This is a genomic window from Bradyrhizobium sp. USDA 4503 (genome assembly GCF_054055815.1).
This window is the reverse complement of record NZ_JBSRXS010000001.1, coordinates 5,613,471-5,629,574: the sequence shown is the minus strand read 5'-3', so window position 1 is coordinate 5,629,574 and position 16,104 is coordinate 5,613,471. Positions and strand designations below refer to the sequence as shown.

The window sequence follows — 16,104 nt, the reverse complement described above, 5'->3', positions numbered from 1 at the left end:
GCCCGCTGCCTGCCGTTACCGCAGGAAGCGGCCGAGCAGCCTTCGCTTGCCCTTGCGCGGGATCAGGTCGACGTCGCTGACCAGTTTGGCGCCGCCCTTGCGGCGCTCCAGCACGATCTTGCGGCTATGGAACGCTTCGAGCTCGACGCGGTGGGCGACGCTGACGATAGTCGCCTTCGGCAGTTCCGTCGTCACCGTCTCCATCATCTTGTCCTGGCTCTTCTCGTCGAGCGCGGACGTCGCCTCGTCGAGCACGACGATGTCGGGGGCATGCAGCAGCAGTCGGGCAAAGGCGAGCCGCTGCTTCTCGCCGCCGGACAGGGTCTGGTCCCACGGCGCGTCCTCCTCGATCTTGTCCTTGAGATGGTCGAGGCCGACCTTGTGCAGGGCACGGCTGATCTCATCGACGCTCCAGTCCTCCGCCGCGCCGGGATAGGCCACCGCGCGCCGCAGCGTGCCCGAGGGCACGTAGGGCTTTTGCGGCAGCATGAACAATCGGCGGTCCGCGTGCAGGCCGACACTGCCGCCGCCCCACGGCCACAGCCCGGCGATGGCGCGCACCAGCGTGCTCTTGCCGGTGCCGGATTCGCCGGCGACCAATAGCCGCTCCCCCGGTTCGATCACCACTTCGGTCTCGCCGACCACGGCGGTGCCGTCGTCCAGTGTGACGGAGAGATCGTTGAGGCTCAGCATGGCCTCGCCCGCGGTCTCGCCGCGCTCGATGCGGCCGAAGCCGTCGCCGGTCTCGGCGCGTTCGAGCCCGTCAAGCGACGTCATCAGCGAGGCGATGCGCCGGGCGCAGGCGTTCCAGTCGGCGAGCCGCGGATAGTTGTCGACCAGCCAGCCGAACGCGGTCTGCACGATGGTGAAGGCCGAGGCCGCCTGCATCACCTGGCCGAGCGACATGCTGCCGTCGAGGAATTTTGGCGCGCACAGCAGCAAGGGTACCACCGGCGCAATGAGGTTAGATCCCTGCGACACCAGCGTCGTGCGCATGTGCTGCCCAGCGAGCCGCGCCCATTGCCGCAACACATTCGAGAACGTCTTGTCGATGCCGTCGCGCTCCTCGGTTTCGCCGCCGAGCAGCGCGATGCTTTCGCCATTCTCCCGCACGCGGGTCAGTATGTAGCGGAATTCCGCTTCCGCCTGGTTCTTGTCCTCGGAGATCTGCGCGAAGCTGCGGCCGATCGCCGTGATCGAGCCCGACGCGATCGCCGCATAGATGATCGCGGCAATGACCAGGAAGCCCGGGATGCTGATCGACGAGCCGCCGAGCGTCACCGTCAGCGCGCCGCCGATGGTCCAGAGCACGACGATGAAAGTGACGGCCGAGAGCAGCGCCGACGTCACGCCGGCGACGAAGTCGACCGGAGAATCGGTCGCGATCCGCAGATCCTCCGCGATCCGGTACTCCGGATTCTTGTGATCGCCGTCGACGAGGTTGAGCTGGTAGTAGCGGCCGTTCGTCAGCCAGCGCGAGACGACGGCGTTGGTCAGCCAGGCGCGCCAGCGCCGCTGGATGCCCATGCGGCCGAACACCTGCGCGACCCCCAGCAGCACGCTGCCGATCGCCAGCGGAAAGAAGATGGCCGTCAGGTGGAAGACACTGGCCGCGTCGCGCTTTTCGATCGCATCGAAGATCGAGCGATTCCAGACATTGATGCCGTACTGAACGGCGACATTGGCGACGATCAGCAGCAGCAGGCCGATCGTGAACAGCCACGCCAGCCGGTCGCCGCTCCGGCCCCAATAGCCGCGCGCGCTGATCCAGAACCGCGTCAGCAAATAGTCCTTGCGCGCCTGTTCGGCCTCTTCGGCCGACAATTCGGGATCGGGTTCGACGATTTCCGGCGGCGGCGGTTCGACATCCTCGCCGCCTTCGGCAATCACCTCGACGAATTCCGACTTCTCATCCCCTTCGCTAGGCGCGGGATCCTTGCGCTCTTGACCGGCCGCCTTTGCGCTCGCTTTCCGGGACGATGCAGTCCTGGCCGACGACGGCCCGTCCGACGATTTGGATTTTGCCTCAGCTTTGCCCATGGCACGATAACGCCAGGCAAATTACCCGGTTCCGCACTGGGACCGGCGGTCAGTCGCGCGGATTGCAACGACTTCAGGGGCTGAGGCCCGCGCATGCGGGCGATCCAGTACGCCGCGACCTCTTGATTCAAGCACAGCCGTCTCTGGGACACTGGATCACCCGCGGGTGATGACACCGATATTCGATATCTTGAAACGAGACCTATCCTCATCGTCGTCCTGGCTTTCGCCAGGACGACAACGTGCTTGAGATGTGCCGCGCAACTACCTCACTCCGCCGGCGCCTGATCGCGCTTCAGCCGGCGCGAGCGCGTTGCTTTGTGCAGCACGCGCGCGAGCTGCTCGGCCGAATAGGGCTTCTGCAGCAGCTCGAAGCCGCCGCTGCCCTGCTGCGACAGCACCTGGCTGTAGCCGGAGGCGAGCACGATCGGCAGATCGAGGCGCTGCCGGCGGATCTCTTCCGCAAGCTCGATGCCGCTCATGCCGGGCATCACGACGTCGGTGAACACCAGGTCGAACCGGTCGGCGTCGACGGCGAGCTCCTCCAGCGCGTGGGTGGCGTTGTCCACCAGCACGCAGGTGCAGCCGAGCTGGGTCAGCGTGTCGGCGGCAAACTTTCCGACCTCGGCATTGTCCTCGACGATCAGGACCGATGCGTTGGTCCGATCGACCGAGGGCGCGTCCTCGGTGCGCTGCGCTTGCGCGCCATGCCCGCCGACGACGCGCGGCAGATACAGCGTGAATGTCGCACCCTTGCCGACTTCGCTGGTGACGGTCACCTCGCCGCCGGACTGCTTGGCGAAGCCGAACACCTGCGACAGGCCAAGGCCGGTGCCGTGACCGACCTCCTTGGTGGTGTAAAACGGCTCGAAGATGCGGCCGAACAGCTCCTGTGGAATTCCGACGCCGGTGTCGGTCACCGACACCGCGACGTGGCCGGGCGAGATCGGCGGCGTGCTGGTCGCGGACGGCAGTCTGTCCACGGCGCGGACCGCGATCGTGAGCCGGCCGACGCCGTCCATGGCGTCGCGCGCGTTCACCGCCATGTTGATGATGGCGGTCTCGAACTGGCCGGCATCGGCGTTGACGAGACAGGTCTCGTCCGGCACCTGCGCTGTGATCTCGATGCGCGCGCCGATCAGGGTTGCGATCATCTCGCTCAGGGTGCGGACATTCTGGCAGGCGTCGAACACCTCGGGCTTGAGGGTTTGCCGCCGCGCGAATGCAAGCAGCTGGTTGGTCAGCTTGGCGGCACGGTTCACGGTGTTGGAGATCGCATCGATGTAGCGCTGCCGCCGCGGCTCCGGCAGGTCCGGCCGCCGCAACATGTCGACCGACGCGCGGATCACGGTGAGCAGGTTGTTGAAGTCGTGCGCGACGCCGCCGGTGAGCTGCCCGAGTGCCTCGAGCCGCTGGCCGTGCCGCAATGCCTCCTCGGCCTCGATGCGCCGGTTGGCCTCCTCCTGCAGGCGCTGGGTTCGTCGGAAGGCGAGTGCGAGCAGGCCGAACAGCAGGGCGGTGGCCGGGATCCCGAAGATCAGGTGCTGGGCCATGGTCGACATCCAGCGCGACTGGATCGCCGAGGTTTCAAGGCCGGCACTGACATAGACCGGGTATTCCGCCAGCCGCTGATAGCGCATGCGCCGCTCGATGCCGTCGGCTGGGGATTGGATCGTCATCGTCCCGGCCTCGGGACTGGCGACGATCTGCCGCCCGAGCGGGCCGCTCGGCTGGAACCGGACATCGTGGCCAACGGCAGGGAAATGCGCCAGCACGGCGCCGTCGGTCCGGATCAGCGCCAGGAAGCTGCCCGGCTCGCGGCCGATCCTGGCGTAGAAATTCTCGAAATATTCCGGAAGCACGGAGGCCTGGATCACGCCGGCAAAGCTGCCGTCGTCGCCGTTGCGGCGCCGGCCGACGCTGAAGAACCGCGAGCCCTGATAGGGCGGCCGCGGCGTCAGCACCTCGCCGATATAGGTGCCGATGTCGCCCTGGGCATGGATCCGGAAGTAATCCCGGTCCGAGAAGTCGACGTCGGGGGCCGGCTGCACCAGGCTGTTGACGAGGGCACGGCCGTTGGCATCGAACACCCAGACCGATTTCACCTGGGGAAGCGCCATGGCGACCTGCCGCAGCCGCTCGTGCAGGCTCTTCTCGCGCGCGCCGATATCGGCATCGCCCATGCCGCGGACGACCTCGGTGACCTCGGCTAGGCCCCGATCGATGGTCTCGAACACCTTCAGCGCATGCTCATGGGCGACATCGAGCGTGCGCTGGATCTCCCGGTCGGCGGCCTCGCTGATCGAGATCCAGGACATTGCGGAGGCAAAAACGAACAGCGCCAGCGGAAGGGCCAGCGCGGCGGCCATCATCCATTGCAGCAGTCTCAGCGAATTGCGTTGTGCGGTCTGCACGGGCGCTCCGGCTCCGCGCGGACCATAACGCAAACCGTTGCGCGGGAGGAAGCGAAACGGCGCCGCCGGGCGCGGCGCGGACGCCCGTTCGCCATTCCGCGACCCGTCAAGGTTACCGGAGGCCAACCCGGATCGATCAATTCGCAGCCGGCTCGCGTCCGGGGCAGCACGGGGCGGCTGCGGCGCGGCGGCATCACGACCTCGTTAGCGCCTCGCCGGCAGTCAAGCGGAAAATCGGCCTGGATGGCGCTTCCGGGCGCTGTTTTTAGGAGTTCTAAAACCTCTCACGGGCAAACGCTTGACCCTGTGACTACCTGCTGAAAAACAGGCCGCATGACAGGCGATCCAAACAGCTCCCGGGATGATTTGCAGGACGTCCGGCTCGGACATGCGGATCGCGGTTTTGTCGGAAAGATCATCAGGCTCGATGCGCTCGTGACGGGCTCATCGCTGTCTCCGCAGGAGCTGGAGCAGCGCCTGGTCGAGATGGGATTTGTCGAGGGCGCGCGCGTGGAAATCCTGCATGAAGGCACGATCCGAAAGGACCCGATCGCGGTGCGCGTCGACAACATCACGATCGCGCTGCGCCGGAGCGAAGCCATGGCTGTGATCGTCGAATGACCGCTGCATCCCTGCGCCTGGCGCTGGTCGGCGCGCCGAACACCGGCAAGACGTCGCTGTTCAACAGCCTGACCGGCAGCCGTCAGAAGGTCGCCAACTATCCGGGCGTCACGGTCGAGCGCAAGTCCGGCGGCTTCGTCACGCCCGAGGGCCGCAGCGTGACCGTGCTCGACCTGCCCGGCACCTATTCGTTGCGCGGCCGCAGCCCGGACGAGGAGATCACCCGCGACATCGTGCTGGGCCGCTTCGACGGCGAGGCGGTGCCCGACCTCGTGCTCTGCGTCGCGGACGCCACCAATCTGCGGCTGACCCTGCGGCTGGTGCTCGAGCTGAAGCGCGTCGGCCGGCCGATGATGCTCGTGCTCAACATGATCGATATCGCCAAGCGCCGCGGCGTCACGATCGACATCGACCGGATGTCGCAGGAGCTGGGACTGCCGATCGTGACCTCGGTCGCGGTCCGCAAGGGCGGCATCGACGAGCTCCTGAAGCGGACCGACGAATTCCTCTCCAAGTCGCATGAGGCGGCGGCCAGCGAATGGACGACGCCGACGATTGCCGACCTCAAGGCGGCGCAGCGCGAGGCGGACCGCATCATCGCGGCGGCGGTGACGCTGCCGACCAAGCCCGACACGCTGACCAACCGGATCGATTCGGTCGTGCTGCATCCGGTCTGGGGTCTCGTGATCCTGGCCGTGATCCTGTTCGTGATGTTCCAGGCGGTGTTCACCTGGGCGCAGCCCGCGATGGAGTTCCTGTCGGACAGCTTCGCCGCGCTCGGGCAGCTGATCCACAATTTGCTGCCCGAAAGCTGGAGCCTGTTGCAGAGCTTCCTGCAGAACGGCGTGATCTCCGGCGTCGGCAGCGTGATCGTGTTCCTGCCGCAGATCATCATCATCTTCCTGTTCATCCTGCTGTTGGAAGATTTCGGCTACATGGCGCGCGCCGCGTTCCTGATGGACCGCATCATGGGCGGCGCCGGGCTGCATGGCCGCGCCTTCATTCCGCTGTTGTCGAGCTTTGCCTGCGCCATTCCCGGCATCATGGCGACGCGCGTCATCGACAATCGCCGCGACCGCCTGACCACGATCCTGATCGCGCCGCTGATGACGTGCTCGGCGCGCATTCCGGTCTACACGCTGATTATCTCCGCTTTCGTTCCAGCGACCACGCTGTGGGGTTTCGTCAATCTGCAGGGACTCGTGATGTTCGGCCTCTACGCCGCCGGCATCACCAGCGCGCTGACGGTGTCGGCGATCGCGAAATTCTTCTTGTGGCGCGATCACGCGCCGGCACCGTTCATGCTGGAATTGCCCGACTACAAGATGCCGCGGCCGAAGAGCATCGCGATCGGCGTGTTCACCCGCGCCAAGATGTTCCTGTACCGGGCCGGCACCACGATCCTCTCGATGATGGTGCTGATCTGGTTCCTGGCCTCGTTCCCGCAGGCGCCGGCCGGCGCCGAGGGGCCGGCGATCAACTACAGCTTTGCCGCGATGATCGGCCATGCGCTCGAGCCGCTGCTGCGGCCGATCGGCTTCAACTGGCAGATCGCGGTGGCGCTGATCCCCGGCATGGCGGCGCGCGAGGTCGCGGTCGCGGCGCTCGGCACGGTCTATTCGATCGAGGGCGGCAAGGAGGCGGCGGACCAGATCGGCCAGGTGCTGGCGCAGAAATGGACGCTGGCGACCGCGCTCTCGCTGCTGGTCTGGTACATCTTCGCCCCGCAATGCGCCTCGACGCTCGCGGTGATCCGCCGCGAGACCGGCGGCGCGAAGTGGATGGTGGTGACGTTCGTCTACATGCTCGCGCTGGCCTATGTCGCGAGCTTCCTGACTTTCAACCTCGCGCAGGCGCTCGGCCTGCATTGATCGGCAACACAGTTTCATCATCTCGACTCGAAACTGCGATAGGTGCATGCAACCAAGCGAAGCAGTAGAGTTGGTCGAGGGCGCATGAAGCGGGCGCCTCCGCGTGTTCCCTGCGAGACCATGCAATGTCGACGTACGGCCTGGAGCGGCTATTTTCGCCTCGAAGCATCGCAATCGTCGGCGGCAGCCCGCGTCCGTCGTCGCTCGGCGCGGCGGTGCTCAGGAACATCAGAGCGAGCGGCTTCACCGGCCGCGTCGGCGTCGTCAATCGGAACTATGCCGACGTCGATGGTGCGCCGACCGTTCCCGACCTGAAATCGCTGCCATTCGTTCCGGACCTCCTCGTCATCAGCGCACCGGCGGCTGCGGTTCCGGAGATCGTCGCGGAGGCGGCTTCGGCCGGCGTTGTCGGCGCGGCGATCCTGTCGGCCGGTCTCGGCCATGGCCCGGGCTCGCTCGCGGAGACCGCGGGGCAGACGGCGCGACGGCATGGCATGCGCCTGATCGGGCCGAATTGCCTCGGCGTCATGGTGCCGCGCGCCAAGCTCAATGCGAGCTTCGCCTCGCATCAGCCGTCCGACGGGCACGTTGCTCTGATCTCGCAGTCCGGCGCGGTCGCGTCGGCGATGATCGAATGGGCGGCGGAGCGGCGGCTCGGCTTCTCCGGCATCGCGTCGATCGGCGACCAGCTCGATGTCGACGTCGCCGACCTCCTGGATTATTTCGCGCTCGACGACCACACCAGCGCGATCCTGATCTATCTCGAAGCCGTCAAGGACGCGCGCAAGTTCATGTCGGCGGCGCGCGCCGCGGCGCGGCTGAAGCCGGTCGTCATCGTCAAGTCGGGACGGATGGAGCAGGGCGCCAAGGCCGCCGCGACCCACACCGGCGCGCTGGCCGGCTCCGATGCGGTCTACGACGCCGCATTCCGTCGCGCCGGCATGCTGCGCGTCTACGACCTGCGTCAGCTGTTCGATTGCGCCGAACTGCTTGGCCGCGGCTTCGTTCCGCGCGGCAACCGACTGGCGATCCTGACCAATGGCGGCGGGCTCGGCATCCTCGCGACCGACCGGCTGGCCGAGCTCGGCGGCGTTCCTGCGACACTGACGGCGGAGACCATCGAACGGCTCGACAAGGTGCTGCCGCCGGGCTGGTCCTATGCCAATCCGGTCGACATCGCGGGCGATGCCGATGCCGATCGCTACGTGGTGGCGCTCAGCGCACTGCTCGATGATGCGAACAGCGATGCGGTGCTGGTCGCGAATGTGGAAACCGCGGTTGCGCCGGCCCAAGGAATTGCAGAGGCGGTGGCGCAATGCGTCCGCGACCGCAGGACGAAGCGGAGTGCGGTCGCCGCACTGGTGCTCGCGGCCTGGGTCGGCGCCGACGAGCGCACCGGCGCGATCTTCGAGGCGGCACGGATTCCGCACTTCCCGACCGAGGACGATGCGGTGCGCGCCTTCATGTATCTGGTGCGCTATCGCGAGGCCTCGACCGCGCTCGCCGCAACCCCGCCTGGCGGCGCATCGGTGTTCACGCCGGAGACGGCGGCGGCGCGCCATGTCGTCGTGAACGCGCTGTCGGAAGGGCGCGCCTGGCTCGATCCGGCCGAGATCGTCGCCCTGTTCGCGGCCTATCGTATTCCGATCGCGACGACGCTCGTCGCCAACAGTGCCGAGGACGCTGCCGAGAAGGCGGCGCCGTTCCTCGCCGAGGGACATGCGATCGTGGTCAGGGTGTTCTCGCGCGACATCCGGCACGCCTCCGACGTCGGCGGCGTGATCCTCGACCTGCGCACGAAAGACAGCGTCGTTGAAGCTGCCCGGACCGTCATGGCGCGGGCACGAAGTGCCCGGCCCGATGCCATCCTGCAAGGCGTGACGATCCAGCCGATGATCGTGCGGCGCGCGGCGCGCGAACTGATCCTCGGCATCGCCGAAGATCCGACCTTCGGTCCGGTGATCGTGTTCGGCCGTGGCGGCCCCGCGGTCGAGGTGATCAACGACAAGGCGCTGGCGCTGCCGCCGCTCGACATGAATCTCGCTCGCGAACTGATCGGGCGCACCCGCGTCTCGCGGCTGCTCGGCGGCTATGGCGATGTGCCGGCGGTCCCGGCGGACGTCGTGCCGCTCACCCTCGTCAAGCTGGCGCAGATGGCGGCCGACATTCCCGAGGTCGCCGAGCTCGACATCAATCCGATGCTGGCGGACGAGAGCGGCGTGCTCGCGCTCGATGCGCGGGTCGCGATCCGCAAGCCGGCGCGGCTGTTTGCCGGCCACACCCGGCTCGCCGTCAGGCCCTATCCGTCGCAATGGGAAGGTGAGCTTGCGCTGCGCGACGGCTCGCGTGTCACGGTGCGCCCGATGCGGCCGGAAGACGAGCCGATGGTGAGCGAGTTCTTCAAGCGCGTCACCGCCGAAGACCTCAGGCTGCGCTTCTTCCATGCGATGAAGGAATTCTCGCACGCCTTCATCGCGCGCCTGACCCAGCTCGACTATGCGCGGGCGATGGCGTTTGTGGCGCTCGATCCGAACACCGGCGAGATGATGGGTGCGGTCCGGCTGCATTCGGACTCGCTGTACGAGAATGCCGAATACGCGATCCTGCTGCAGTCCGATCTCAAGGGCAAAGGGCTCGGCTGGGCGCTGATGCAGCTCCTGATCCACTATGCGCGGTCGGAGGGATTGAAGCGTCTGTCCGGCCAGGTGCTGACCGAGAACACCACGATGATCGGGATGTGCCGCGATCTCGGCTTCACCGTGACGATGGATCCGGACGATCACAGCATCGTCGATGTCGTACTCGACCTCGATCGATCCGGCGTCGATGCGGTCGGCGCCGATATCCTGATCCGGCCCGCTGCGGCTGGCCGCTGATAACAGCGCCAGCCGCGGCTGCAACGGATCAGATTTGGCGTTCGACCAGCTTGAACTTGAGCTCGGCGATCGCTTCGGAGGGGTTGAGGCCCTTCGGACACGCCTTGGCGCAGTTCATGATGGTGTGGCAGCGATAGAGGCGGAACGGATCCTCGAGATTGTCGAGCCGCTCGCCGGTCGCTTCGTCGCGGGAATCGGTGACCCAGCGGTTTGCCTGCAGCAGCGCGGCGGGGCCGAGGAAGCGCTCGCTGTTCCACCAGTAGCTCGGGCATGAGGTCGAGCAGCAGGCGCACAGGATGCACTCGTAGAGGCCGTCGAGCTTCTCGCGGTCCTCGTGGCTCTGCCTCCACTCCTTCTGCGGCGTCGGCGTCGTGGTCTTCAACCACGGCTCGATCGAGGCATATTGGGCGTAGAAATTGGTCAGGTCCGGAACCAGGTCCTTCACCACCGGCTGGTGCGGCAGCGGATTGACCTTCACCGCGCCGCCGGCACCGACGTCGTGCATCGACTTGGTGCAGGCCAGCGTGTTCTGGCCGTCGATGTTCATCGCGCAGGAGCCGCAGACGCCTTCGCGGCAGGAGCGGCGGAAGGTCAGCGTCGGGTCGATGTGGTTCTTGATCCAGATCAGGCCGTCCAGCACCATCGGACCGCAATCATTGGTGTCGACATGATAGGTGTCGACGCTCGGATTCTTGCCGTCGTCCGGGTTCCAGCGATACACCCGAAATTCGCGCGTCTCGGTGGCGCCGGCCGGCTTCGGCCAGGTCTTGCCGCCGGAAATCTTCGAATTCTTCGGAAGTGCGAATTCAACCATGCTTGCTCGCCTTCGTTCTCAGTAGACCCGCGCCTTCGGCGGGATGTACTGCACGTCATTGGTCATCGTGTAGCTGTGCACCGGACGGTACTCGATCGCGGTCTTGCCGGCCGGATCGATCCAGGTCAGCGTGTGCTTCATCCAGTCCTTGTCGTTGCGGTCCGGGAAGTCCTCGCGCGCATGCGCGCCGCGGCTTTCGGTGCGGTTCGCCGCCGAATCCATCGTCACGACCGCCTGCACGATCAGATTGTCGAATTCCAGCGTCTCGACCAGGTCGGAATTCCACACCAGCGAGCGGTCCGACACCGAGATGTCGCCGACGCCGCCATAGACCTTGTGGATCAGGTTCTGGCCTTCCTGCAGCACGTCGCCGGTGCGGAACACCGCGCAATTGTTCTGCATCACATGCTGCATGCTGTCGCGCAGCTTCGCAGTCGGCGTGCCGCCGGAGGCATGGCGGAAATGATCGAGCCGGCCGAGCGCGAGGTCGGCGGAATCCTTCGGCAGCTCCGGCTGCTTGGCGTTCGCGGTCAGCTTGTCGGCAAGGCGCAGCGCCGCGGCGCGGCCGAACACCACGAGGTCGATCAGCGAGTTGGAGCCGAGGCGGTTGGCGCCGTGCACCGAGACGCAGGCCGCTTCGCCGATCGCCATCAGGCCCGGCACCACCGAATTGTCGTCGCCATTGCGCTTGGTCAGCACCTCGGCGTGATAATTCGTGGCGATGCCGCCCATGTTGTAGTGCACGGTCGGCACGATCGGGATCGGCTCGCGGGTGACGTCGACATTGGCGAAGATCTTTGCCGATTCGGAGATGCCCGGCAGCCGCTCATGCAGCACCTTCGGATCGAGGTGGTCGAGGTGCAGGAAGATGTGGTCCTTCTTCTTGCCGACGCCGCGGCCTTCGCGGATTTCGATCGTCATCGCGCGCGAGACGACGTCGCGCGAGGCGAGGTCCTTGGCCGACGGCGCATAGCGCTCCATGAAGCGCTCGCCCTCGGAGTTGACGAGATAGCCGCCTTCGCCGCGGGCGCCTTCGGTGACGAGGCAGCCCGAGCCGTAGATGCCGGTCGGATGGAACTGGACGAATTCCATGTCCTGCAGCGGCAGGCCGGCGCGCAGCACCATGCCGCCGCCGTCGCCGGTGCAGGTGTGCGCCGAGGTGCAGGAGGCATAGGCGCGGCCATAGCCGCCGGTCGCCAGGATCGTGGTCTGGGCGCGGAAGCGATGCAGCGTGCCGTCATCGAGCTTGAGCGCGATGACGCCGCGGCAGACGCCCTGATCGTCCATGATCAGGTCGATGGCGAAGAACTCGATGAAGAACTCGGCCGAGTGGCGCAGCGACTGGCCGTACATCGTGTGCAGCATGGCGTGGCCGGTGCGGTCGGCGGCGGCGCAGGTGCGCTGTGCCTGGCTCTTGCCGAAGTCGATGGTCATGCCGCCGAACGGGCGCTGATAGATCTTGCCGTCCTCGGTGCGCGAGAACGGAACGCCCCAGTGCTCGAGCTCGTAGACCGCGTCGGGCGCGTTGCGCACCATGTATTCGATCGCGTCCTGGTCGCCGAGCCAGTCCGACCCCTTCACGGTGTCGTACATGTGCCAGCGCCAGTCGTCCTGATGCATGTTGCCGAGCGAGGCCGAGATGCCGCCCTGCGCCGCCACCGTGTGCGAGCGGGTCGGGAACACCTTGGTGATGCATGCGGTGCGCAGCCCGGCTTCCGAACAGCCGACCACTGCGCGCAGGCCCGCGCCGCCGGCGCCGACCACGACGACGTCGTAGGTGTGGTCCTGGATCGGGTAGGCCTTGCCGTTCGTGGCCGGGCCACCGTTGGTGGCCTTGCCGTTTCCTTCACCGGCCATGGATCAAACTCCCGACGACAATTTGAGGATTGCGTAGATCGAGGCCAATGCGACCGCGACGCAGAAGAAGTTGTTCGCCATCACGCTGGCGATCTTCAGCTTCTCGTTATGGATGTAGTCCTCGATCACGACCTGCATGCCGATCTTCATGTGCCAGGTGCTGGCGACGATGAAGAGCAGCAGGATGATGGCGATTGGGATCGAGCCGAGGATCTGCGCCGCGCCGGCATGGTTGCGGCCGATCAGCGTGATCACCACGACGATCACGGGAACGATCAGCAGCGTCATCGCAACCGCGGTGAGGCGCTGGCGCCAGAAATCGCCCGTGCCGGTGTGCGCGGAGCCGAGGCCGCGGACGCGCTCCAGCGGCGTGCGCATCGAGGAGGGGCCGCTCATCGTCCACCTCCCACGGCGTAGGCAATGATCCAGACCAAAACGGTCAACGCGATGCCGGCGACCAGCGCGCCCCAAGTCAGGGCTTCGCGCTCATTGGCCTTGAAGCCGTAGCCGAGGTCCCAGACGAAATGCCGGATGCCGCTGCAGAGATGGTGCATCAGCGCCCATGTGTAGCCGAACACGATCAGCTTGCCGATCGCGCTGCCGGTGAAGGCCTGGACGTTGGCGTAAGCCGAGGGGCCGGAGGCGGCGGCGATCAGCCACCAGGCCAGCAGCAGCGTGCCGAAATAGAGGGCCAGACCCGTGGCGCGGTGGACGATGGACAGCGCCATCGTCAGCGTCCACCGGTAGGTCTGCAAATGGGGTGAAAGCGGTCGTTCGATCCTGGCGGTCATCGGCGGGCTTTATGTTGTGAGGGACCGCGGCCGGCCCATCGGGGAACGCGGTAGAGGAGTTCTATTTACGGAGTCGGATCACCCCGCGCAACGGCCAAATAGCCTTCGGTCGAACCGAAGTTCATTGTTAGAGTTGCCGAATTCTGGTTGATCCGCAGTGTGGTATACCAGATGCAAGGTTGAGCGAACCAAGTAGTGAATTGAGATGTTCGAGGATCGATTGGCGCGCTCAGCTGCCCGCAAACGGGGGGCGCAAGGCGTCGATTTTGCCCCAGCGTTCCACCAGATAATCGACAAATGCCCTGATCTTAGGCGATGCGAGACGTGACGGCTGAAGCATCAGATGCAGCGGCGTCGGCGCCGGCTCATGGTCGATCAACAGGCGCGTCAGGCGACCGTCGGCGAGTTCGGACTGCACTTGCCAGGACGGCACGCGGACGATGCCGGCGCCCTCCCGCGCCGCGCTGACCAGCGCGTCGAGGCTATTCATCCAGAGCCGACCGGATATGCGGATTTTGCGACCCGTCTTGCTGCCGTCGGCAAAGCGCCACTCCGCGCTGCCGGGCGAATCGGAAAACACCAGGCAGTCATGCCCGGCAAGATCAACCGGTGTCTGCGGCGCGCCGCGCCGGGCCAGATAGTCCGGCGACGCGCACACGATCAGCTGCAGATCGGTGAGCTTGCGCGCCACGAGTTGCGAGTCGCGCAAGCGGCCGATGCGTATTGCCAGATGGATGTCCTCGTCGACCATATCGACGGCGCGGTCGACCAGCAGAAGGTCGACGGACAGCGCCGGATAGCGGCGCAGAAACTCGACCAGCAGCGGCGCGATCACGAGCCGACCGATCAGACTCGGCGAGCTGACGCGGATCCGTCCCGATGGCTGATGCGGGTCGCGCGCCAGCGCCGCCTCGATCTCCCTGATCTCGCCGAGGATCGATTTCGCGCGCTCGTAGAGGATGCGTCCGTCGTCGGTCAGCGCGAGCTGGCGGGTGGTACGCAGTAGCAGGCGGGTGCCGAAATGCTCCTCGAGCGCGCTGATCTGCCGGCTCACTGAGGTCAGCGAGCTTGGCAGCGCGCGCGCGGCCGCCGACAGGCTGCCGCTCTCGACCGCGCGGACAAAGGCCGCCATCGCCGCAAGCTGATCCAAGCCTGATCCTTCCGCATTTCGCAAGAGAGCCTGCTCATCTGCAGCAATACCCCCGTCTTTCAGAAGGGTCTAGCCTCACGGCTCCACGATTTGAGGAGTTCGACATGGCCTCAACGTCCATCCGTCCAACTTCGCTCGAGCGGCGCGGACGTGCCGGTGCCGACGATCCGGCCATCCTGCTTGTTTTCTCCTGCGTCGGACTGTTAATCGACGTGCTGACGTTGCCGATGCAGGGCGCGACGTCCTCGATCCCACTCCGCTTTGCCTTGATTGCGGTCGCTGCTCCCGTGGCAGCGTTGGTCGCACTGTGGTTGGCCGACCGCACCGAGGCAGGCGCCTCCTGACGATGCGAAGGACATGATGGCCGGCCTCGATCCCAAGGAATTGCTCGAACTTGCGCTGCTACTGATTGCGGTCGGGGCGCTGTCCGGCTTTCTCGCCGGCCTGTTCGGCATCGGCGGCGGCGCGATCCTGGTGCCGGTGTTCTACGAATGCTTCCGCCTCGCCGGCGTGCCGCTCGAGGTGCGGATGCCGCTGTGCATCGGTACCTCGCTCGCGATCATCATCCCGACATCGCTAAGCTCGTTCCGCGCCCATTATCGTCGCGGCGCGGTCGATATGGCGATCCTGAAGCGCTGGTGGCTGCCGATCGTGATCGGCGTTGCCGCCGGCAGCGTCACCGCGCGCTTTGCGCCGGAGCGGCTGTTCAAGATCGTGTTCGTGATGGTGGCGTGGTCGGCGGCCGCGCGATTGTTACTGGCGCGCGAGACCTGGAAGTTCGGCGACGACGTGCCGAAGGGCTTCCTGATGCGCGTCTATGGCTTCTTCGTCGGCCTGCTCTCGACGCTGATGGGCATCGGCGGCGGCCTGTTCGCCAATTTGCTGATGACCTTCTACGGCCGGCCGATCCATCAGGCAGTCGCGACGTCTTCCGCGCTCGCGGTGCTGATCTCGATCCCCGGTGCGCTGGGCTACGTCTATGCCGGCTGGCCCGCCGCCGCGCGCTTCCCCGACGTCGCCGCGCTGCAATTGCCGTTCGCGCTCGGTTACGTCTCGCTGATCGGTGCGCTGCTGGTAATGCCGACCACGCTGGTCACCGCGCCGCTCGGCGTCAAGGTCGCGCACGCGCTGTCGAAGCGGGCGCTGGAGGTGGCGTTCGGGGCCTATCTCTTCATTGTCGGCGGACGGTTCGTGATCAGCTTGCTGGGCGGGCACTGATCGGGATCGGCTCGTCCTTCAGCCGCACTTCGCTGTGACCCCACCGTCGGAGGTCTCCGACACCCTCGATCCGACCGGCGTGGGACAAGAATCGCAAGCGTGCTCCGATCATTTCAGGAGCTATTGGCAATTTCAGTTTCTCGCAGTCTGCCATCACGACCCCTATAATCATCGCGACCTTCTGCCATCGCGATGTCAGGGCCGACATGATGATGTCGTCGAGCGCAGCTTCCGTAGCGTCGCGGGGGAGACGCACGTCGCTCCACTTCAGTTCGGAGGTCGGGGGAGGCAGTTCTTCATGAAGCTCCAGCTTCATCAGGTCGCGAAACTGTTCGTAGAGCGGTAGCATCACCTGCCATTCCAGCTCGAGCAGGAGGTCATAAAGCGGGCCATCCAATTCAAGCCGCTCCTGTTTTCCGATCTCCGCAATCGCGACTCGAGCCTTCTTCATC

Annotated in this window: 13 protein-coding genes; 5 read left to right on the top strand and 8 right to left on the bottom strand. The window is 66.1% G+C overall.

Features of this window, described 5'->3' with window-relative positions:
- Window positions 1–15: 15 nt before the first annotated feature.
- Complete coding sequence (locus ACVMIH_RS26850) at window positions 16–2,040, bottom strand: ABC transporter ATP-binding protein/permease (RefSeq protein ID WP_456854219.1); 2,025 nt, start codon at window positions 2,038–2,040, stop codon at window positions 16–18.
- A gap of 269 nt (window positions 2,041–2,309) precedes the next feature.
- A complete protein-coding gene (locus ACVMIH_RS26845; RefSeq protein WP_456864021.1) occupies window positions 2,310–4,454 on the bottom strand; it encodes an ATP-binding protein in 2,145 nt (714 codons plus the stop codon).
- Between the two features lie 333 nt (window positions 4,455–4,787).
- Here ACVMIH_RS26845 and ACVMIH_RS26840 point away from each other — a divergent pair, with 333 nt between their 5' ends.
- The 3 genes from ACVMIH_RS26840 (at window position 4,788) to ACVMIH_RS26830 (ending at window position 9,822) form a co-directional block, all read left to right on the top strand.
- Window positions 4,788–5,075, top strand: coding sequence for a FeoA family protein (locus ACVMIH_RS26840; protein WP_057018132.1), 288 nt, complete (start codon window positions 4,788–4,790; stop codon window positions 5,073–5,075).
- The gene (gene feoB, locus ACVMIH_RS26835) at window positions 5,072–6,946 is read left to right on the top strand and encodes a ferrous iron transporter B (RefSeq protein WP_057018133.1); all 1,875 of its coding nucleotides are present in this window, start codon (window positions 5,072–5,074) and stop codon (window positions 6,944–6,946) included. The genes ACVMIH_RS26840 and feoB overlap by 4 nt, the downstream gene beginning before the upstream one ends.
- Window positions 6,947–7,071: 125 nt before the next feature.
- Entirely contained in the window at window positions 7,072–9,822 is a 2,751-nt protein-coding gene (locus ACVMIH_RS26830) for a bifunctional acetate--CoA ligase family protein/GNAT family N-acetyltransferase (RefSeq protein ID WP_456854223.1), read from the top strand.
- A gap of 28 nt (window positions 9,823–9,850) precedes the next feature.
- Here ACVMIH_RS26830 and ACVMIH_RS26825 read toward each other — a convergent pair whose 3' ends face one another.
- The 5 genes from ACVMIH_RS26825 to ACVMIH_RS26805 all read right to left on the bottom strand — a co-directional run bounded on the left by ACVMIH_RS26825 (window position 9,851) and on the right by ACVMIH_RS26805 (window position 14,416).
- On the bottom strand, window positions 9,851–10,636 hold the full coding sequence (locus ACVMIH_RS26825) for a succinate dehydrogenase iron-sulfur subunit (protein ID WP_028337893.1): 786 nt from the start codon (window positions 10,634–10,636) through the stop codon (window positions 9,851–9,853).
- An 18-nt stretch (window positions 10,637–10,654) separates the two neighbouring features.
- Window positions 10,655–12,493: a succinate dehydrogenase flavoprotein subunit gene (gene sdhA / locus ACVMIH_RS26820; protein ID WP_057018135.1), complete on the bottom strand. Its 1,839-nt coding sequence runs from the start codon at window positions 12,491–12,493 to the stop codon at window positions 10,655–10,657.
- 3 nt (window positions 12,494–12,496) lie between these two features.
- Window positions 12,497–12,871, bottom strand: coding sequence for a succinate dehydrogenase, hydrophobic membrane anchor protein (gene sdhD, locus ACVMIH_RS26815; RefSeq protein ID WP_141341401.1), 375 nt, complete (start codon window positions 12,869–12,871; stop codon window positions 12,497–12,499).
- Between the two features lie 14 nt (window positions 12,872–12,885).
- The gene (gene sdhC, locus ACVMIH_RS26810) at window positions 12,886–13,284 is read right to left on the bottom strand and encodes a succinate dehydrogenase, cytochrome b556 subunit (RefSeq protein WP_028337891.1); all 399 of its coding nucleotides are present in this window, start codon (window positions 13,282–13,284) and stop codon (window positions 12,886–12,888) included.
- A 229-nt stretch (window positions 13,285–13,513) separates the two neighbouring features.
- Window positions 13,514–14,416 (bottom strand): LysR family transcriptional regulator, encoded by a 903-nt coding sequence (locus tag ACVMIH_RS26805; RefSeq protein WP_456866562.1) that lies wholly within the window; start codon window positions 14,414–14,416, stop codon window positions 13,514–13,516.
- A 122-nt stretch (window positions 14,417–14,538) separates the two neighbouring features.
- Here ACVMIH_RS26805 and ACVMIH_RS26800 point away from each other — a divergent pair, with 122 nt between their 5' ends.
- Window positions 14,539–14,778 carry a hypothetical protein gene (locus tag ACVMIH_RS26800; RefSeq protein WP_456854227.1) on the top strand — a complete coding sequence of 80 codons (240 nt, stop codon included), beginning with the start codon at window positions 14,539–14,541 and terminating at the stop codon, window positions 14,776–14,778.
- A gap of 13 nt (window positions 14,779–14,791) precedes the next feature.
- Window positions 14,792–15,652, top strand: coding sequence for a sulfite exporter TauE/SafE family protein (locus ACVMIH_RS26795; RefSeq protein WP_456864018.1), 861 nt, complete (start codon window positions 14,792–14,794; stop codon window positions 15,650–15,652).
- Here ACVMIH_RS26795 and ACVMIH_RS26790 read toward each other — a convergent pair.
- Window positions 15,630–16,103 (bottom strand): DUF3658 domain-containing protein, encoded by a 474-nt coding sequence (locus tag ACVMIH_RS26790; protein WP_456854231.1) that lies wholly within the window; start codon window positions 16,101–16,103, stop codon window positions 15,630–15,632. The two genes, ACVMIH_RS26795 and ACVMIH_RS26790, sit on opposite strands and share 23 nt — an antisense overlap.
- Window position 16,104: the final 1 nt, after the last annotated feature.